We start from the raw sequence: 18865 nt of genomic DNA on the forward strand, positions 1-18865 counted from the left end.
GTCAAGGTTAGTGGCGCTCAGTCGGCCGGTCGCCCGACGACGAGGGGCAGGTTGTCGATGAGGCGGGTGGACCCGACCTTCGCGGCGACCGCGAGCAGCGCCTCCCCGCGGTAGTGCTCGCGCACGTCGGCGAGGTCGTGGGGGTCGACGAGCGCGAGGTAGTCCACCCGGGCGGCCGGTTCGGCGACCAGGACGTCGCGGGCGGCGCGGCGCACCGCGGACGGCCCCTCGGCCGAGGCGGCCTCCCCGGCGCGCAGGGCGCGCTGCAGGACGAGCGCGACCTCCCGGTCGAACGGCGTCAGGTACCGGTTGCGGCTCGACATCGCCAGCCCGTCGGCCTCGCGGACCGTCGGGACCGCCACGACCTCCACGCCCAGGTCGAGGTCGCGGACCATCCGGCGCACCAGCAGCAGCTGCTGGGCGTCCTTCTGCCCGAAGAACGCCAGGTCGGCGCGGGTGAGGTGGAGCAGCTTGGAGACGACGGTGAGGACGCCGTCGAAGTGCCCGGGGCGGCTGGCCCCCTCCAGGACCTCCCCCAGCGGACCCGCGGCGACCCGCACGCCCGGGTCGCCGTCGGGGTACACGACGTCGGGGCCGGGGGCGAACACGACGTCCGCACCACCGGCGGCGGCCAGCACCAGGTCCTCGTCGAGGGTCCGCGGGTACCGGGCGAGGTCCTCGCCCGGCCCGAACTGCAGCGGGTTCAGGAAGATCGTGACGAGCACGGACCGGGCGCGGCGGCGGGCCTCGCGGATGAGCTCGGCGTGCCCGGCGTGCAGCGCGCCCATCGTCATGACGACGGCGACCGGGCCCTGCAGCCGCGCGCGGGCGGCGGCCAGCTCGGCGCGGGTGCGGGCCACGGTCAGGGACGAGGGGGGCAGGCTCACGGTTCTCCCGGGGTCAGGGCGGCGCGGACGGCGTCCGCGGCGGTGGCGGTCAGGCGGCCCGCGGCCTGCGCGCGGTCGGCGGCGACCTCGGCCAGCAGGGCGTAGGTGCGGGCGGTGGGCGGGTCCAGGACCCGCAGGTGGGTGGCGACCGTCCCGGCGTCCCCGCGCGCGACGGGCCCGGTCAGCGCCGCGTCGCCGGAGCGCAGCGCGTTGTCCAGCGCGGCCTGCAGCAGCGGGCGCAGCACGCGCTCGGCGTCGTCGCCCACGGCGGCGCGCGCGGCGTCGAGGGCCTGGGCCACCAGCGTCACGAGGTGGTTCGAGCCGTGGGCGAGGGCTGCGTGGTAGAGCGGGCGGTCGGCGTCGGCGACGGGGACGGGCGTGGCGCCCCACTCGCGCACGAGCGCGTCGGCGACGGGGATCAGGACCGCGGGGGCGGTGACGGCCACCGCCGCGCCGAGCAGCCGCTGCAGGTCCAGCGAGGTGCCGGTGAAGGTCATCGCGGGGTGCAGGGCCAGCGGCAGCGCGCCCCGCCCGGCGGCGGGGTCCAGGACGCCCAGGCCGTGCCGGCCGCAGGTGTGCACGACGAGCTGGCCGGCCCGCACGTGCGGGGCGAGGTCGGCGACCAGCGGCCCGAGGACGTCGTCGGGGACGGCGAGGAGCACCAGGTCGGCCGCGAAGGCGTCGGCCGGCGCGATCCACGGGACGTCGGGCAGCACCGCCTCGACCCGATCGGCGGCCTGCCGCGTGCGGGCCGCGACGCCGGTGATGCGGTGCCCGGCGGCGCGCAGCGCGGCCCCGAGGACGGGGCCGACGCGACCGGCTCCGACGACCGCGACGTCGAGCCTGCCCGCTGGTTCCACGGGCCGAACCCTAACCCGGGACGCGCGACGGCCCCGGGTCGGGGACCCGGGGCCGTCGGTGCGCGCGGTGGATCAGCGCGCCAGGAGCGCGGCCTGCTCGGCGCGCAGGGCGTCGATGAGGCGCCCCTGGGGCAGGACCACGTCGTCGTAGGTGAGGACCTGGTCCTTGGCGACGTCGCGCTTGAGGACGCAGCCCTCGGCGACGCCCATCGGCAGCAGGTTCTGCGCCTTCGTGGCCGCGTACGTCTCGGCCACGCCGTAGGAGTCGTAGCCGCCGAGGCGGTCGATCTCCTTGCCGGCCTTCAGGTCGGTCTTGGCCGTGGTGACGACCTCGACCTTGACCTCGTCACCGGGCACGATCGCGGCGTCGGCGAACAGCACCGCGCGGGCCACCGTGAGGGGCACCTCGAAGTGGCACAGGTGGTACGGCGTGTAGAACGAGTACAGCGGCCCGGTGCCGAGCTTGTACAGGTTCAGGTAGTGCTGCTGCTTGGGGTCGTCGTGCGTGCCGAGGACGTAGACGCCCGGGCCCGGCTTGGACCCGACGACGTAGTCCACGACGCCGCCGAGCTCCTTGAGCTGGTCCACGTCGTAGTGCGTGGTCAGCTCGTCGACGTGCCCGCGGTGGTCGGCGCCGCGCATGCCGCGCTTCTCGACCGAGAAACCCGCCGCGTTGGCGACGAGGGCCTGCTCGAACGACACCTTGGTGCCGTCGGCGAAGCTCGTCACCATGTAGGGGTCCTGCCCCCACTGCTTGGCGAAACCCTCCTGAGTGGTGGGGTTGCGGTACTCGTCCTGCAGGCCCTTGATGTTCCCCGAGACCAGCGGCGTGACGCCGATGGACCGCACGAAGCGGATGAGGTTCATCTGCACGCCGGGCTGGTCGCCGTCGCAGCCGGTGTAGACGACACCGGCCTTCTCGGCGCGGGTGCGCAGCGCGAGGCCGGCGGTCCCGTCGACCTCGGCGTTGAGCAGGACGATGTGCTTGCCCTGCTCGATGGCCCGGACGACGACGTGCGCGCCGTACTCGGTGTTGCCGGTCGCCTCGACGACCGCCTCGACCTGACCGGCGTCGACGACGGCCTCGTACGACCCCGACACGACGGGCTTGCCCTGGGCGATGGCCCGGTCGACCGCCGCGGCGTCGTCGGCCTCGACCACGCCGGTGACCCCGGCCTGCTCGTAGGCGTCGCGCGCCTTGGAGACGGTGCGGTTGGCGATGGCGACGAGCTCCATGCCCGGCACGGAGTTCACGACCTGGTTGACGAACCCGCGGCCCATGAAGCCCGCGCCGACGAGGGCGACCCGGATGGGCCGCCCCTCGGCCTGGCGCTGCTGGAGCGCCCTGTCGACGATGATCAAGACAGGTCAGCCCCGTCCGCCAGCAGCGTCCAGCTCGCGTCCTTCTCGCTGATGACGGCCACGTCGCGGGCCCACGGCAGGGCCAGCTCGGGGTCGTCCCAGCGCAGGCCGCGCTCGGTGCCCGGGGTGTAGCTCTGGGACACCTGGTAGACGACCTCGGCGCCGTCGGTCAGCGTCAGGTAGCCGTGCGCGAAGTACTCCGGCACGTACAGCGCCTTGCGGTTCTCGGCGGTCAGCTCCACCGCGACGTGCTGGAACCGCGTGGGCGACCCCGGGCGCAGGTCGACGATGATGTCCTGGATGGCGCCGGCGGTGCAGCGGACCAGCTTCGCCTCGGGCGCGGGGTCGATCTGCGTGTGCATGCCGCGCAGCGTCCCGGCCTTGTGGTTGTAGGACAGGTTGCACTGCTCGACGGCCGGGTTCAGGCCGGCGGCGAGGAACTCCTCGCGGCAGAACGAGCGGGCGAAGAACCCGCGGTCGTCGGCGCGCTCCTCGAGCTCGACGATCGCGACGCCCTCGATGTGGGTGGTCTGGATCTTCACTTGGTGATCCCCGAGGTCGGCTGGACCTTCCAGAACAGCTCCTTGTCGAGCTGCTCGGTCCGGATGAGGTGCTCGAGCTGCTTGAGCCGGGTGTGGCCCTTGCCCTTGAAGGTGGCCTCGTCCAGGTCGATCGCCTTGAAGACGTCCACGAGCTGCTGGGCGCCCTTGTCGGCGTTCCAGTCGCAGCGGAACCCCTCGAGGGTCGAGTGGATCTTGTCGAAGTTCACCTTGTACGAGCGGTTGTCGCCGTTGCTCTCGCCGAAGGTGATCTCGGCCTCGGGCAGCGCGCGGCCGACGGCCTCGGCGATCTCGCGGACGCGGTAGACCTGCTCGGAGTCACCCACGTTGAAGATCTGGTTGTGGATGGCCTCGCGCGGGGCGTCGAGGACGGCGCGGATCGACTTGGCGATGTCCAGGCCGTGGACCAGCGGGCGCCAGGGCGACCCGTCGGAGGTCATGGCGATCTTGCCGGTCGTGTAGGCCAGGCCGGCGAGGTTGTTCAGGACGATGTCGAACCGCTGGCGCGGCGAGGCGCCGTAGGCGGTCGCGTTGCGCATGAACACCGGCGAGAAGTCGTCGTCGGCGAGCGGGGCGACGTCGCGCTCGACGAGCGCCTTGCACTCGGCGTAGGCGGTCTGCGGGTTCACGGCCGACGTCTCGTCGACGGTGTCCTCGGCCACGCCGTAGACCGAGCAGCTCGACATGTAGACGAAGCGGGAGACACCCGCGGCCTTGGCGGTCTCGGCGAGGCGGACCGAACCCTTGTGGTTCACCACGTAGGTGACGTCCGGGATGAGCTCACCGAGCGGGTCGTTGGACAGCTCGGCCATGTGCACGACGGCGTCGGCCCCGGCGAGGTCCTCGACGGTGACGTGGCGGATGTCCTTGGCGAGCGTCTCGACCGAGGCCGTGACGCCGTTGTAGAGCCAGCCCTGCTTGTAGTAGCCGGTGTCGATGCCCAGCACCGAGTGGCCGGACTCCAGCAGGGTCGGGGCGAGCAGGGCGCCGAGGTAGCCCTCGGTGCCGGTGACGACGATCTTCATGGTGTTCCGGTCCCCCACCCTCAGTCTTCCCAGGTCTTCCACGGAGCCTTGCCGGCGTCCCAGAGCTTGTTGAACTCGGTCCACTCCCGGAAGGTGTCCATGCCCAGCCAGTAGCCCTCGTGCTGAGAGACGGTCAGCTGGCCGTCGCGCGCCACGGTCTGCAGCGGCTTCTGCTCGAGCATCATGTCGGGGTCGTCCTCGAGGTACTTGTCCGCGAACTCGCGGTCGAAGACGAAGAACCCGCCGTTGACCCAGCCGTCGGCCAGGGTCGGCTTCTCGTTGAACTCGGTGACGGTGTCACCGGTGACGTGCATCTCGCCGTAGCGCGAGCTCGGGTGCACCGCGGTGACGGTGGCCATGCGGCCGCCGGCGGCGTGGTCGCGCAGCGACTTGGCGATGTCGACGTCGCCGAGCCCGTCGCCGTAGGTGAGCAGGAACTTGTCGGCGGTCAGGTGCTGCGAGACGCGCTTGATGCGGGCCGCGGTCGCGGTGGTCAGGCCGGTCTCGACGAACGTGATGTCCCAGTCCTCCTGCACACCGTTGGTGTGGTAGGTCGGGGCGTCCTGGGAGGACAGGTTCAGCGTGAAGTCCCCGGCGTTGATCCGGTAGTCGAGGAAGTAGCGCTTGATGAGGTCGCTCTTGTAGCCCAGGCACAGGACGAACTTGCGGAAGCCGTAGGAGCTGTACAGCTTCATGATGTGCCACAGGATCGGGCGGCCCCCGATGTCGACCAGCGGCTTCGGCAGCTTCTCGCTGGCCTCCCGCAGCCGGGTGCCCATGCCACCGCAGAGGATGACGACGGGGATCTCGGAGACGGGCGTCCCGCCGGGAGCAACGGACTCGGTCATGTCTTCCCTCACTCGAACCTGGATCGGTCGGATCTCGTCGGCCCGGACGGGGAACCCCGGTCCGGCCACACGTGGGGGAACGCAGCACCCGTCGATGGACGGGCGAGATCTCCGGTGGCGGTTCGAACCCCCCACGAATCCGAGCCACCGGTTTCCCCGTCGAGGTGCTGCCGCGAATCTACTACAGCGGCACGAACACGGAGCGTGAGATTGCGCAGAGCGGGTGAAAACCAACCCGCTCTGCGGCAATCAACTACGTACAGAAGACAGCAGGTCACGCAACGGAGTCATCGCGGATTCCCACGAGAACGACCGGGCGACCTCGGCCGCCGCGGCGCCGAGCTCGGCGGCCTGCGCGGGGTCCTGGAACAGCTCGGCCAGCGCGGCCGCGAACTGCTCGGCCCCGTCGGCCACGCGGAGCACCGCGCGGTGCTCCTCCAGACCCTCCAGGCCGAGGGTCGTGGTGACGACGGCCCGGCCGCGCGAGAGGGCCTCCACGAGCTTGATCTTCGTCCCCCCGCCGGACAGCAGCGGCACGACGCACACGTCGGCGCGCTCGTAGAACGGGTCCACCGACGCGACGTCGGAGTGGAACTCGACACCACCGGGTTCCCCGGTGGCGCGCGGGTGCACGTTCGACAGCCCCCGCCCGACGGCCAGGAACCGCGCCGAGGGGACCTGCTCCAGCACCCGCGGCCAGACCTCGTCGAGGAACCAGCGCAGCGCGGCCTTGTTGGGGCCGTAGTCCGCGGCCCCGACGAACAGGGCCGTGCGGGTCGCCGGCGGGACGGTCGGGTCGTGGTCCACGCTCGTCACGCCGTTGGGCACGAAGGTGCTCGCGATGCCGCGTGCCGCCAGGACCTCCTGGTCGCGCCGGCTGCACGCGGTCACGTGCTCGGCGCGGGCGGCGACGGAGAACTCGAACCGGCGGAACCGCGCCACCTCGGGCGCCAGCAGCCGGGCCGCCAGCGGCTTCTCGTTCCGCAGCCGCCGGGCCACCAGGTCGGACTCGACGTTGTGCAGGTCGAGCACGTCGATGCGCACGCCGGCCGGGACGTTGACCGCCATCTGGGGGAAGTCGACGTGGACGACGTCGCGCTTGCGGACCCCCGCGGCGAGCAGGTCGTGGATCTGCCGGGAGTACCACTTCCCGGCGAACAGCGAGCCGGCCAGGACCGCGGCGGGCGTCGGCTTCGGGGCGGCGACCTCGTGCACCGTCACGTGCGGCGGCAGGACCTCGCGCCACCCCGGCCAGACGTCGAAACCGACGACGTGGACCTGGTCGAAGGACTGCGCGTACACGTCGATGACGGCCCGGACCCGCTGCCGCCCCCCGGAGTCGGTGCTCGCGGGCAGCTGCTTGGCGACGACCCAGGCCGTGCGGGGGGAGCTCACCTGATGCGCTTCTTCCAGGCTCCGGAGCGCGAGCGGCCGAGGGCCCGCGGGATCGACAGGGCGAAGATGACCGGCGGCATGCCGACGGCCTGGCCCAGGACGCGCAGCGGGGCCGCCGCCTTGCCCTGCAGCTTGTCGCCCTTGAGGTAGGCGGCCACCGAGACGGCCTCGCCGAGCAGGAACACCTGGCTGAAGCGGCTCTTCGGGCGGGCCAGGCACGCCGCGGTCAGCGCGAGCTGCGCGGCCGGGCCGAGCGTCGAGCGCCACCCCTTGTGCATGGCGAAGTGCACGAACTTGTCGTCGCCGGACAGGAACGAGCGGCGGAAGCCCCAGAACAGGCGCAGCTGACCGCTCATGATGCGGACGCGCCGCTCGAGCTGGTCGTTGCGGGGCGCGGAGTCCTCGACCGCGACGCACTCGGGCACGACGCCCACGTTCAGGCCGCGGCGGGCGAAGTCGAAGGCGAGGAACAGGTCGTCGTTCAGGACCGAGCCGGGGATGGGCCGGAACGACTCCCGGCGCAGGGCGACGGCCTCGCCGACGAGGGCGAGCGAGCCCCCGCGACCGGCCTCGGTCTGCTTGATCCAGTTCTCGTAGCGCCAGTACAGGCCCTCGTCGGCGGCGCCGGACTCCTTGCGCACGCCGGAGGCCAGGTGCAGGTCGGTGGCGACGCGGTCGACGAGCGCGCGCAGGCCCTCGCCCGGCACGAACGCGTTGGCGTCCAGCAGCACGACGATGTCGGCCTTCGAGTTCTGCACGCCGCGGTTGACGGCGGCGGCCTTGCCGGCGCGGGTGGGCGACCAGTCGACGCGGCAGCCGAGCTCCTCGGCCGCGGCGCGCGTCTTCTCGTCCTCGTCCACGACGATCGTGATGCGGTCCAGCGGAACGCCTTCGCCCAGCAGCTGCGGCACGGTCTCGGCGAGGATGCTCGCCTCGCCGAAGGCCGGGATGAGGACGTCGACGTCGTCCCACGTCCAGCCGGCCTCACCGGGCCGGGGGCGGGACGGGCTGCGCGGCGCGAGGCGCTCGCTGGCGAGCAGGTAGAGCGGGTACATGACGTGACCCGCGAAGGACATGACGGTGAGCGCGCTCACCGTCGGACTCGGACGACGCAGTTTCACGTGATGAACCCCCCAGACGACCGTGGGGTAACGGTGAAACCCGTCGGCCTGCCGGCCGCCGGACCCCCCTCACCGCCCCCGTGACCCCCCGCGCTGATCGCGGGGTGATCGCGGCATTCTTGCAAGGGCGGCAGGGGGTGAGCAACAAACCCTTTGCGTGTTCAACTGATCACAGAAAGTAGTTTCTTGCTCCCGAAGCCGTTGCGACCAGCGGATTGTGACGCCCTGTCGTCACTCATGAGCACCAAGTGATAACCCGAACGCCACACCGGTGCACCTTCGCGGCAACCACCCGTTCGCCGGGCGCCGTCACCCCCACGACCGGCCCCGGGGGGTCACACTGGACCCCGGCGTGGCCCCTCGGCCACGATCGAGTCGGCCACCCCCGGACCCCGCCACCGCGCACCGGTCCCGGGGTGAGCCGTCGGGGGAACGCTGGAAGGGGACGGGACGGTTGTGAGCGTGGACGTGACGAACACCACGGGCGGGGCACCGGCGGACGGGACGCCGCAGGACGGGACGAGCGCCGCGGCCGGGGACCGGGGAGCGCTGGCGCACGACGTCGAGCTGGTCCTGGTCAGCTACCGCAGCGCCCACCAGATCCGCGCCCTGCTCGCCGGGCTGCCCGCGGAGCTGCCCGTGGTCCTGGTCGACAACGCCTCCGACGTCGACGGCCTCTCGCAGCTGGCGCGGGAGCGGCCCCGCACCCGCTACCTCGACTCCGGCGGCGGGAAGGGCTTCGCCAAGGCCGCGAACATGGGGGCCCGGACCTCCACCCACGAGTTCGTCGTCTTCGGCAACCCCGACTCCCGGCCGACGGCCGAGCACCTCGAGGCCCTGGTCGCCGACGTCGCGCGCGACGCCGGGCTGGCCGCCTCCGCCGCCACGATGGCCGGGGTCGACGGCCGCGTCGAGCTCGGCGTGGGCGGCTGGGAACCCACCGCGGTGCGCGCCCTCGTGCACTCCACCGGGCTGCACAAGGTCTTCCCCCGGGCCGGGCTGTACGCCCGCCCCGAGCCCGGGGAGGCGCTGGAGGTCGACTGGACGACCGGCGCCTGCATGGCCGTCCGGCGCAGCACGTTCCTCGAGCTCGGCTGCTTCGACGAGGACTTCTACGTCTACAACGAGGACATGATGTTCGGCCGGACCGCCCGCGCCGCCGGGCTGCGCGAGCGGCTGCGCACCGACGTCGTCGTCCCGCACGCCGCGGGCGGCTCGGGGGCCCCGAACCTGGAGATGCTGCGGCTTCGCGGCGCCGCGATGCGCCGCTACCTGGCCCGGCACCACTCCGGGGCCACGGTCCGCGGGATCAGCTCCGTCCTGGCCCTCGGCTACGCCGTGCGGACGGTGCAGTGCCGGCTGCTGCGCCGGCAGGGCCGGGCGGACCAGCACTGGGCCTACGTCAAGGGGATCACCACCGGGCGCGCCTCGGTCGCCGGCCGGGTCGTCATGGAGCGCATCAAGTAGTCGCCCCCGCGGACGACGAGACCCTCCCCCGCCCGGGCTGCGCGCCCGGTCGGGGGAGGGTCTGGTCGTCCGTTCAGCTCACCTCAGCGGTGGCAGGGGCTCAGAAGAGCTCCTTGTACTTCGCCGCCGAGTTCGGCATGCGGGTACCGCCGTTGAGCAGCCAGCGCTTGTTGTCGATGTCGCAGTTGAACTGCACCTCGTAGATCAGCTGCCCGGCACCGGTCCCGGCGTTGGCCTTGAAGAAGTCGTACATGCCCTGGATGAAGGCGGGCGAGTCACCGTCGTCGGCGTTGCCGGACCACTCCGAGACCGACAGCGGCAGACCCTGGCTCCGGGCGAAGGCCAGGTGGGCGTTGATGCCCTTCGGCGCGCCGTACCCGTCCTTGTCCCACGACTGCTGCTGGAACTGGGCCAGCGTCGCCGCGTACGGCCAGTTGTTGTAGTAGTCGACCGACAGGACGTCGACGTACTGCTTGCCCGGGAAGAACTTCGTCCAGTCCATGCCCGCACCGTTCGTCTCCTTGTTCACGGAGAAGACGAGCTTGGCCTGCGGGAAGATCTGCTGCTGGAGGGCGCGGTAGCGCTTCCAGGACGCCATGAAGTCCTGGTGGTTGTTCTTGTTGACGCTCCAGGAGAACCAGTAGCCGTTCATCTCGTGGGCGAAGCGGATGTACATGGTGCCCTCGCGGCCGGCCCACAGCTGCTTCAGCTTGGTGAGCGAGGCGGCCCAGCGGGCGTCGAACTTGCCGCTGGCGGCCTGCGCCCAGGTCTCGCCGGAGTCGATGCCGCCGACGGCCATGTCCATCGAGCCGTTCCAGTTGCCGTACTCGGCGCCCTTCCACAGCGTGTAGAAGTTCGCGGAGTTGTCGGCGTTGCCGGCCCAGCTGGAGACGATGTCCAGGTTGCTGCCGCGCCAGGCGCCGAACCCGCCGTTGGCCGCACCGACGCCGGAGGAACCGGACATCCACGCGTGGCCGGAGACGTTCTTCGTCCCGGGCCGGGGGGTGGTCGGGGCGGTGGTCACCGGGGGCGTGGTGGGCGGCGCCGTGGTGGGCGGCGGGGTCGTCACGACGGGCGTGGAGTTGGTCGGGCGCGGCGACGGCGTCACCGTGCCGCCACCGGTGCCGCCACCGGCGGTGCCGGTCGGCTGGACGAGGATCGCGTCGACGGTCGCGTAGTTGCGGGTCTGGGTGAACCCGAGGTTCAGGGTGCCGTCCGCGACGGTCACGGAGAACTTCTTGTCCAGGGCCCTGTTCTTGCCGACCTCGGCGAAGATGTCGAGGTTCGACAGGACGCTGCGGCCCTCGGCGGTCACCGAGAAGACGCGGGCGCCCTTCTGGGTCCAGTACGTCTCGGCGGTCTTCAGGGTGACGTCGTAGGTGCCGTTGGGGACCTTCGCGCTCCAGCCCTTCATGCCGTAGTGCTCGGACTGGTACAGCTTGTCGTCGCCGGTGCCGTCGATCGGCGAGGTCGTGGTGCTGGCGTTCTGCCAGCCGCCCTCGAACCCGGTGTCGGCGCTCCAGACCTGGCCGGCCGCGTCGGTGAAGGCGCTGCGCTGGGTGCTCACGCGGATCGTGGGGGCGTCCGCGGCCTGGGCCGCGGTGACCGCGGCGGTGGTGAGGCTGCCGGCGACGGTGGCGACGGCGACGGTGGAGAGGAGGAACTTCGAAAGCTTGCTCATGGGGGTGGATCAACCTCGCTGTGCTCAGGGCGCCGTCCGCTGGAGGGGTGCGGAGGAGCCGAGGGGGCCCGTTCGGGGTGACACCAGTCCCTTCGGCAGGCACCGCTGCGTCCTTGAGGGGAATTTTCGAAAAATCTGTAACGCGGCGCCGACCTGCAGCGATAGGAGTGCCCGTCCTTGATCGCGGCACCCGGCCGGCGGCCGGCGCGCGGCTACCATCGGGGGGTGAGACTTCACGTCGTCTACCGCTCGCACGGCGGGGAGAACGCCAAGGGCCGCCCGGACTGGTACGACAAGCGGGTGGGGCTGGAGTCCTTCTGCCGGGCCGTCGAGCACGTCCGCGCCCAGCGCCCGGACGCCGACCCGGAGGTGCTCTTCCTCAACGACGGGCCCATCCCGGCCGACCGGCTGGAGCTGATGCGCACCTGGGGCGACCCGGTGACCATCGACGGCGGCTCCAACCGGCGCAGCTACCTCACGGCGCTGGGCCTGCCGAGGCGGCGGCGCTGGGACGACGGGGACCTGCTGCTGCTGGCCGAGGACGACTACCTGTGGCGCCCCGAGGCGCTGACGGCCCTCGTGGACGCGGCGCGGGACCCGCAGCACGCCCGGGCCGACTACTTCGCCCCCTACGGCGACGACGTCCCCGACACGGGGCTGCCGGCGCGCTGGACGCGGGTGGAGAGCACCACGAGCACCTTCGCGGCCCGGGTCGGGGCGCTGCGGGAGGACGAGCGGCTGCTGTGGCTGTGCGCCCTGTCCGGCGGCAACTTCGACTACGCCAGCTGCCTGACGCTCCAGGGCCGGCGCCGGTTCACCCTGCGCGAGGTCGTCGAGCACCACGACCCGGCCACCGGGACGCCGGCGTGGAAGTCGGCGCTGCGCCGCGGCTACCTGGTGGGCATGCGCACCGCGGTGGACGTGCGCTCCCTGCGGCGGCCCTCGCGGCGGCGGGTGCTGCTCGGCGCGCAGCCGGCGCTGGCGACGCACATGGAGACCGGCTGGATCGTGCCGGGGCCGTGGGAGCAGATCGCCGCCTCCCCCGCCCCCTGAGGCGCTCTGAGGTCCCCCGGGGGCCCCTGGACGGGCCCGCACGCACGACGGGCCGGTCCCCCGGGAGGGGACCGGCCCGTCGTGCGTGCGGGGCGGGGTTCAGCCGCGGCGGGAGACCTCGGGGGCCTGCTGCGGCGGGGCGACCGGGCGCTGGCGCAGCGGCTCGGCGCGGTCACCGGTGGCCGGGCTCCCGCCGCTGGTGTCGCCCACCACGACCTGCGCCACGACGGCCGGGGCCGCGATGGACAGCTGCGCGACGGTCTTGCTGACGACCTCGGCGCGCGGTTCGGCGTCGATCTGGACGAGGACCGCGTCGACCTCACCGGCGACGGCGAAGGCGACCGGGGAGGTCACCACGGAGCCGCCGACGAAGATGACCAGGTACCCGGCCTCGACGAGGTGCCGCACCCCGGCGCCGACCACGTGCGGCTGCAGGGAGCGGGCCTCCAGGGGCAGGACGCCGACGACGGCGCCGCCGCCGATGACCCACGGGTGGATCTCGTCGCTCCAGCGGCGCTCGGGCAGGACGCGCTGGTCGGCGTCGGCGACGGGGGCGCCGAACGCGCCCAGCCGGCTGCCGGCCTCGTCGGCGTCGACCAGGACGACGCGGCGGCCGGCGCGGGCGGCCGAGGCGGCCAGACCCGTCGCGAGCGCGCCGGCGTTGCCGCTGGCGGCGGTGACCAGGACGCTGGAGACCTCCAGGCGCGGGGTCCGCAGGTGGCCCAGGTGCTGCAGGCCGACCAGGACGATGCCCGCGTTGCGGGACTCCACCGAGTTCTGGTCGCCGATGCCGCGGCCGCGCGGGACCGCGTTCCAGCGGCCGAGCTCGGCGACGCCCTCCAGCGGGGGGGTGTCGACGCGCTGGTTGAGGTGCGCGCGCCAGGCGACGGCCCCGGCCGCGGCGAACAGGCCGATGAGCCCGGCCAGGACGGCGATCTGCCAGGCGTACGGCGGGGCGGCCGCGGTCGGGACCGTGGCGGCGTCCAGGACGGAGATCCCGTTGCCGTAGGCGCTGGCGTTGAGGTTGATCTGCTGCTGCTGGGCGGTGTCGTCGCCGACCGCGGTGAGGGCGTTGGCGGTGGCCTGCTGCACCTTCTGCGTGTTGACCGTCTGGTAGGCGACGGCGACGGCGTCGGCGATGGTCGCCGCGTCCTGCGCGTCGCCGGCGGTGGCCGTGACGGTGATCTGGTTGCTCTCGTCGACGGCCACGATGTCCAGGCCGTCGCGGAAGGTGTCCTGCAGCGTCGTCGGCAGCGTCTGGCCGGCGACGGTCAGGACCGTCTCGGAGCCGGCGACGGCGGCCTGCAGGGTCGCCCACTTCGTCGGGTCGCCCAGCGAGGAGGCGTTCGACGTGGTCGGGTCGTAGGGCCGGTCCTTCGACAGCGTGATGGTCGAGGTGGCCTGGTAGGACGGGGTCAGCAGCTGCGACGGCAGGACGTACCCCAGGACGGCCATGAGGACGGCGACCACCAGGATCTTCCACCGCTGGCGGCTGATGGCACCCCACGCACCAGAACCGCTCCGCACGTGCGAGCTCGTTGTCACCGACTACCAGTCCTCTCCCTGACGTGACGCAGGACAGCGCCCCCCTCGGTGCGAGCAGTCGGTCCGACCTCGCGGCCCCCACCGCTCCGCTACTCAGTGCTGAGGTCCACCCACACCGCGTGATCGGGCACGCGGCGACTGCTGCGGGCGCCACTATTGCACCTCTTCCGGGGCTGCGCGGAGCCTTGTCACACCGGCGGCCGAACGGGGGTGAGGGGTGTGCTGCGAACGTGTGAAGTTGTCACGCAGACTCCCCCCGGCACCGCCCGATCGGCCGCCGGGGGTCCCCGAGCGGCCCCGGGCGCGAGCGGGTTCGGCCTAGCATGAACCCCCGCGGGGGGACCGCGACGGCACGCTCGGCGAGGGACGATCCGCCCCTCGCCCGGCGGGCACGCCGACGAACGGGGGGATCGACGCGTGGACGACGCGCTGCACCTGACGGGTGACCACGCCGGCGGGCTGCGACCACCGGCACCGACGGTCCGGCCCGCGACGCCGGGACTGCCCGCCGGGGCCGCCGCGCCCGAACCCGACGACCCCTCGAGCCACGTCACGGCCCGCCGCCGCCCCGACGCGCCCCGCACCACCAGCACCGCCGACGCCCGCGTCATGGTCGGCGTGACCGTCGTCATCGTGGCGCTCACCGTCCTGCAGCGGATCGCGCTGCCCCTCGGTTCGCCGGTCCCGGTGACCCTCGTCGTCGTCGCCGCCGTCCTGGGCTACCTCGCCTACCACGGGCTCGTGCGCGAGGACGGTGCCGCCGTGCGCACCTACGCCCTCGCGATGGGCGCCCTGTCGGTGTTCGCCCTCGTCGACATCGCCTGGCGCGGAACGGGTTCGCTCACCTCACTGCTGCTGCTGGTCGTCACCTGGGCCGCGTTGTGCTTCCGCGTCGACGAACGCCGGCTGCACCTGTTCCCGCGCGTCCAGCAGCGCTTCGAGGCGTTCATGCTGGTGTTCGCCGGCATCGGGATCGTGCAGATGCTCGTGCAGTTCGCGGGGGTCTGGACGTACACCGACCTGTTGGCCACCGTCGTCCCGAGGGACCTGCTGTTCCTGGGCTACAACACCTCCTACCCGATCGAGTACGGGTCGCCGGTCATCAAGGCCAACGCGTTCGTGTTCGTCGAGCCGTCGGTGTTCTCCCAGTTCCTCGCCCTGGCCCTGCTGTCGGTGCTCAGCCGCGGGCGGCAGTACTGGCGCGTCGCCGTCTTCGCCGTCGCGCTGGTCGCCACCGTCACCGGGACCGGGATGATGGTCCTGGGTTTCGGGCTGCTCGTCCTGGCCGTGCGCCGCGGCGGCGGGTGGGCCGTGCGCGCGGCGGTCGTCCTGGCCGTCGCCGGCGTCGCCGCCCTGCTCTCCCCCGTCGGTTCCATCCTGCTCAGCCGCACCGGCGAGGCCGGGGAGACGAACTCCTCCGGCAGCCTGCGGTTCGTCCAGCCCTACGAGTACCTGCTCGAACGCTGGTCCAGCGACCCGTGGTCGATCCTCACCGGCCTCGGGCCCGGCATGGCCGACCGCATCTCCGACCAGATCTTCGCCGCCACCGGGCTGCCGATCAGCTTCGCCGGGGCCGTGAAGATGGTCCTGGAGTACGGCGTCCCCGCCTCGGTCCTCGCCGGGGTGTTCCTCTACGTCGCCGTCGTGCGCCGGTCGCCGTCCCCGACGGTGGCGCTCGCCGGGATCTTCCTCAACGCCGTGACCTCCTCGAGCTTCCTCGCGGCGAACATCTTCTACGTGCTGCTGCCGATGGCCGTCCTGTTCGTCGGCCGCCGCACGGAACTGTCGGTCCGGGAGCGGCAGCAGCGCGACCGGGCTGCCGAACCGTCCGTCGCCGTCACCGTCCCCGCGTGGAACCCCGGAGGAAACCGTTGAGCCCTCGTCCCCTCGCCGCCCTGCGCGGCGACCTGGAGCACATGGTCGAGCCGCAGGGCCGCCCCACCCGGTCGTGGCTGCCCGACGTCGCGGCGCGCGTCGCGCTCGTGCCGCGCGTGCGGGCCGTCGTGCAACTGCGGGCCGCGCAGGTCCTCGCGCCCCGGTTCACGCCCGCCGCGCTCCTGCTGCAGGCCCGGGCGCTGCGGTCGGCCGGCGCGGAGATCTCCCCGTTCGCGCGGATCGGCCCGGGGCTGTGCCTCATGCACTCCACCGGCATCGTCATCGGGCCCGACGTGCGCATCGGCCGCGGGCTGCGGATCTACCAGAACGTCACCCTCGGCGACGGCTCCACGCCGGGGCAGCCGACGATCGGTGACGACGTCACCATCAGCGCCGGGGCCTGCGTCCTGGGCGGGGTCACCGTCGGGGACCGCGCGGTCATCGGCGCCAACGCCGTCGTCACCCGCGACGTCCCCGCCGACCACGTCGCCGTCGGGGTGCCCGCGACGAGCCGCCCGCGGCGGCCGGGGTCGGACCCGCGCCTCGACGCGCTCGCGCGGGAGGCCGGGGTCACCCCCAGCGCCGTCTGAGCCGCTGGACGCAGGACGCCCCCTCCGGCCGTGGCCGGAGGGGGCGTCCTGCGTGCGGGGCCGGGTCAGGCCGGGTCGGCCGGACCGGGCGCCGGTTCGGGCGCCGGTTCGGGCGGCAGGGAGCGCACGTGCCGGCGCACCGAGACCAGCCACCACGGCGCGACGATCCAGAAGGCGGCGGCGATGCCCCACGCGGTGCCCTGCGCGCCGTACGTGAAGGCCCCGACCGTCGACAGGGCGATGAGGAACACCGCGAAGACGAGGTGCAGGCGCATCGTGACCTTCGCGCCCTCGGTGGCGTAGAGCACCGCGGCGCAGCCGACGGTGACGCCGGAACCGGCCTGGCCCACGATGGTCGCCAGCAGCACGGTGCGGGCACCGGCCCAGGTGTCGTCGAGGATCAGCTCGCCGACGGAGGTCGGCAGCAGCAGCAGGACCGCCCCCCACACCACGCCGACGCTGACGACGATCCCGGAGACGGCGACCGCGGCGAGCTGCCACGTCCTCGGCGTCATGCGCGCGCGGCGCCGCACCAGCTCGGGGACGGCGAAGCTCATCAGCCCGGTCGAGACGATGGTGGCCGGGACGGTCACGAGGTTCGCCCCGCGCAGCGACCCGGCCGCGTCGATCGTCGTGACGGCCGCGGCGAGGACGGGCGCGAGCTGCCCGCCGGTCTGGATGATGACGTACTCGGGCACGAGGTACCGGGTGACGTCGGCCTGCTCGCGCAGCCAGGCGCGGACCATCGACAGCCGCGGGCGCAGCTTCATGAGCAGCAGCCCGAGCAGGGAGGCCAGGTACGCCGCCCCGCCCCACACCGCGGTGTACGCGGCGATGTCCGCCTCGTCGGTGAACAGGACCAGGCCGCCGAGGCCGAGCAGCTGCAGCGCGACCCAGCTGACGTCCATGAAGAACGCCCCGGCGGGGCGGAGCCGGGCGAAGAACACCTGCCGCCAGGCGTCCTGGAGCATCAGGCCGGGCAGGACGAAGCCGAGCGCCACGAAGACGTGCGACAGCGACTCGGTGAAGGGCGCGAACAGGCCGAGCAGCACCAGGACGACGCCGACGAGGGCGCTGCCGGCCACGGTCAGCGCCACCGACGAGGAGGCGGCGCGGGAGAACTCGCGGTCGTCGGCGTCGGCGAAGCGCATGCTGACCGGTGCGGTCGACAGCGCCCGGAAGAACCCGGTCGAGATCGAGAACACCGAGAAGGCGATGGCGAACGCGCCGAAGACGTCCTTGGTGAAGGCGTGCGTGATGACGAACTGGATGAGGAAGTTGTTCGCGCTGGCGACGACCTGGTCGCCGATGTTCCACAGGCTGCGGGTCATGCCCGCGCTGCGCAGCTTGCGGAGCTTGCCCAGCGGGCCGGACCCGCCGCCCGGAACCGCCTGCTCGACCTCCGTCACGCCGTCGAGGTTACCGGCCGTCACGCGTCGGTCGGCCCGGCGTCACCCGAAGCGCCGAAGCGCTGCCGGAAGGTGGCCGAGCCGTTCGGGGCGTCGGCCAGGGTCATGCCCACCCCGCCGTCGGGGACGTTGAAGTACGCCTGGTAGCGGACCTCCGCGCTCACGACGGCGTCGGCGATCTGGTCGATGAACTCCGGGCTGTCCCCGCCGCCCTGGGTGCTGCCCTCGGCGACCATGGCCCACTCGGGGATGCTGATCGGCTTGTCGTGCTCGTGGGCGAAGGCGATGACGGCCGACAGGCTGTTGACCCGGGAGTCCTTCTCCTCCCACCGCGCGGTCGGGTCGATCGGGGAGATGTAGGAGTCGTAGACGTCGACCCCGATGATGTCGACCCAGTCGTCGCCGGGGTACATCTCGTCGATGACGACGGAGTCCTGCTGGCCCTCGGCGATGTTGAAGTCGATCTCGAAGGCCGCGCCCTCCACGGCCGAGATCGTCTCCACGATGCGGCGGAAGTAGGCCTTCCACTGCTCGCGCTTCTCCTGCGTCTCGCCGATGTAGTGCGTCTCGTACCAGTCGCCGTTGAGCTCCCAGCCGAGGCGGACGATCGAGGAGCCGAGCCCCTTGGACACGAGGTTGGACGCGAACAACCGCCAGTGCTCGTCGTACTCCCCCGCCGCGCCGCGCTCGCGCCAGTCGTCCGGCGGGTCGGCCGGGACGAGGCCGGTGGAGACGACGAGGGTGCGCTCGTCCGGGGCGTCGCGGACCCACTGGCCCCAGTCCTGGCCCTCGGTGGGGACCATCGCGAACCAGGGGCCGGAGATCGCGGCCCAGTTCGCGTCGGAGTTGAAGACGACGACGACGTCCAGCGGCCGGCCCAGCCACTCGCCGAACGCGGCGGCCGCGGCGGTGTCGTGGGTCTGGATGCCGACCCACTTGGTGTCGAGGTCGCTCGCGGGGACGTGCGCCTTGGGCGTCCAGTCCGGGGCGGGGGTCCGCACGACGGGGTCGCCGCCGTCGCGGGTGGCCCAGTAGACGCCACCGCCGGCGGCGGCGACCGCCAGGACGCCGATCCCGGCGCCGATGACCTTGCGTCGCCCGTGCCGGCGGGGCCCCTGCGGGCCACCGGTCGCGGGGCTCTCCTGGTGCGTCGTGTCCACCACTGCGCGACTCCGCCTTCCCCCTCG

16 protein-coding genes are annotated in these 18865 nt (G+C 72.8%); 4 read left to right on the forward strand and 12 right to left on the reverse strand.

Going from position 1 to position 18865, the window contains the following annotated elements:
- Nucleotides 1-17 precede the first annotated feature (17 nt).
- The 8 genes from panC to ACRYM6_RS05605 all read right to left on the reverse strand — a co-directional run bounded on the left by panC (nucleotide 18) and on the right by ACRYM6_RS05605 (nucleotide 8031).
- Entirely contained in the window at nucleotides 18-887 is an 870-nt protein-coding gene (gene panC, locus ACRYM6_RS05570) for a pantoate--beta-alanine ligase (RefSeq protein WP_432541724.1), read from the reverse strand.
- Entirely contained in the window at nucleotides 884-1747 is an 864-nt protein-coding gene (locus ACRYM6_RS05575; RefSeq protein ID WP_432541726.1) for a Rossmann-like and DUF2520 domain-containing protein, read from the reverse strand. The genes panC and ACRYM6_RS05575 overlap by 4 nt, the downstream gene beginning before the upstream one ends.
- 72 nt (nucleotides 1748-1819) lie before the next feature.
- Entirely contained in the window at nucleotides 1820-3109 is a 1290-nt protein-coding gene (locus ACRYM6_RS05580; protein ID WP_432541728.1) for an NAD(P)H-dependent oxidoreductase, read from the reverse strand.
- Complete coding sequence (gene rfbC, locus ACRYM6_RS05585) at nucleotides 3106-3651, reverse strand: dTDP-4-dehydrorhamnose 3,5-epimerase (protein ID WP_432541730.1); 546 nt, start codon at nucleotides 3649-3651, stop codon at nucleotides 3106-3108. The genes ACRYM6_RS05580 and rfbC overlap by 4 nt, the downstream gene beginning before the upstream one ends.
- A complete protein-coding gene (locus ACRYM6_RS05590; RefSeq protein ID WP_432541732.1) occupies nucleotides 3648-4694 on the reverse strand; it encodes an NAD-dependent epimerase/dehydratase family protein in 1047 nt (348 codons plus the stop codon). The genes rfbC and ACRYM6_RS05590 overlap by 4 nt, the downstream gene beginning before the upstream one ends.
- 20 nt (nucleotides 4695-4714) lie before the next feature.
- Nucleotides 4715-5542 carry a glucose-1-phosphate cytidylyltransferase gene (locus ACRYM6_RS05595; RefSeq protein WP_432541734.1) on the reverse strand — a complete coding sequence of 276 codons (828 nt, stop codon included), beginning with the start codon at nucleotides 5540-5542 and terminating at the stop codon, nucleotides 4715-4717.
- A gap of 249 nt (nucleotides 5543-5791) precedes the next feature.
- Nucleotides 5792-6937: a glycosyltransferase gene (locus tag ACRYM6_RS05600; protein ID WP_432541735.1), complete on the reverse strand. Its 1146-nt coding sequence runs from the start codon at nucleotides 6935-6937 to the stop codon at nucleotides 5792-5794.
- Nucleotides 6934-8031, reverse strand: a complete 1098-nt coding sequence (locus tag ACRYM6_RS05605) for a glycosyltransferase (RefSeq protein ID WP_432541737.1) — start codon at nucleotides 8029-8031, stop codon at nucleotides 6934-6936. The genes ACRYM6_RS05600 and ACRYM6_RS05605 overlap by 4 nt, the downstream gene beginning before the upstream one ends.
- A gap of 495 nt (nucleotides 8032-8526) precedes the next feature.
- Here ACRYM6_RS05605 and ACRYM6_RS05610 point away from each other — a divergent pair, with 495 nt between their 5' ends.
- On the forward strand, nucleotides 8527-9525 hold the full coding sequence (locus tag ACRYM6_RS05610) for a glycosyltransferase family 2 protein (protein WP_432541738.1): 999 nt from the start codon (nucleotides 8527-8529) through the stop codon (nucleotides 9523-9525).
- Nucleotides 9526-9625: 100 nt separating this feature from the next.
- On the opposite strand, the gene ACRYM6_RS05615 is transcribed toward ACRYM6_RS05610, so the two are convergent.
- Nucleotides 9626-11206 carry a malectin domain-containing carbohydrate-binding protein gene (locus tag ACRYM6_RS05615; protein WP_432541739.1) on the reverse strand — a complete coding sequence of 527 codons (1581 nt, stop codon included), beginning with the start codon at nucleotides 11204-11206 and terminating at the stop codon, nucleotides 9626-9628.
- A 225-nt stretch (nucleotides 11207-11431) separates the two neighbouring features.
- On the opposite strand from ACRYM6_RS05615, the gene ACRYM6_RS05620 reads away from it, so the two are divergent.
- Nucleotides 11432-12259, forward strand: a complete 828-nt coding sequence (locus ACRYM6_RS05620) for a hypothetical protein (protein WP_432541741.1) — start codon at nucleotides 11432-11434, stop codon at nucleotides 12257-12259.
- Between the two features lie 99 nt (nucleotides 12260-12358).
- Here ACRYM6_RS05620 and ACRYM6_RS05625 read toward each other — a convergent pair whose 3' ends face one another.
- On the reverse strand, nucleotides 12359-13786 hold the full coding sequence (locus ACRYM6_RS05625; protein ID WP_432541743.1) for a GumC domain-containing protein: 1428 nt from the start codon (nucleotides 13784-13786) through the stop codon (nucleotides 12359-12361).
- A 435-nt stretch (nucleotides 13787-14221) separates the two neighbouring features.
- Here ACRYM6_RS05625 and ACRYM6_RS05630 point away from each other — a divergent pair, with 435 nt between their 5' ends.
- Nucleotides 14222-15679: a hypothetical protein gene (locus tag ACRYM6_RS05630; protein WP_432541745.1), complete on the forward strand. Its 1458-nt coding sequence runs from the start codon at nucleotides 14222-14224 to the stop codon at nucleotides 15677-15679.
- Nucleotides 15676-16269, forward strand: coding sequence for a serine O-acetyltransferase (locus ACRYM6_RS05635; protein WP_432541747.1), 594 nt, complete (start codon nucleotides 15676-15678; stop codon nucleotides 16267-16269). Before ACRYM6_RS05630 ends, ACRYM6_RS05635 begins: the two co-directional genes overlap by 4 nt.
- 65 nt (nucleotides 16270-16334) lie before the next feature.
- On the opposite strand, the gene ACRYM6_RS05640 is transcribed toward ACRYM6_RS05635, so the two are convergent.
- Entirely contained in the window at nucleotides 16335-17678 is a 1344-nt protein-coding gene (locus ACRYM6_RS05640) for an MATE family efflux transporter (protein WP_432541749.1), read from the reverse strand.
- A 20-nt stretch (nucleotides 17679-17698) separates the two neighbouring features.
- On the reverse strand, nucleotides 17699-18838 hold the full coding sequence (locus ACRYM6_RS05645; RefSeq protein WP_432541750.1) for a glycosyl hydrolase: 1140 nt from the start codon (nucleotides 18836-18838) through the stop codon (nucleotides 17699-17701).
- Between the last annotated feature and the right edge of the window lie 27 nt (nucleotides 18839-18865).

It is taken from the genome of Kineococcus rugosus (assembly GCF_050871975.1).
Classification (GTDB): Bacteria; Actinomycetota; Actinomycetes; order Actinomycetales; family Kineococcaceae; genus Kineococcus.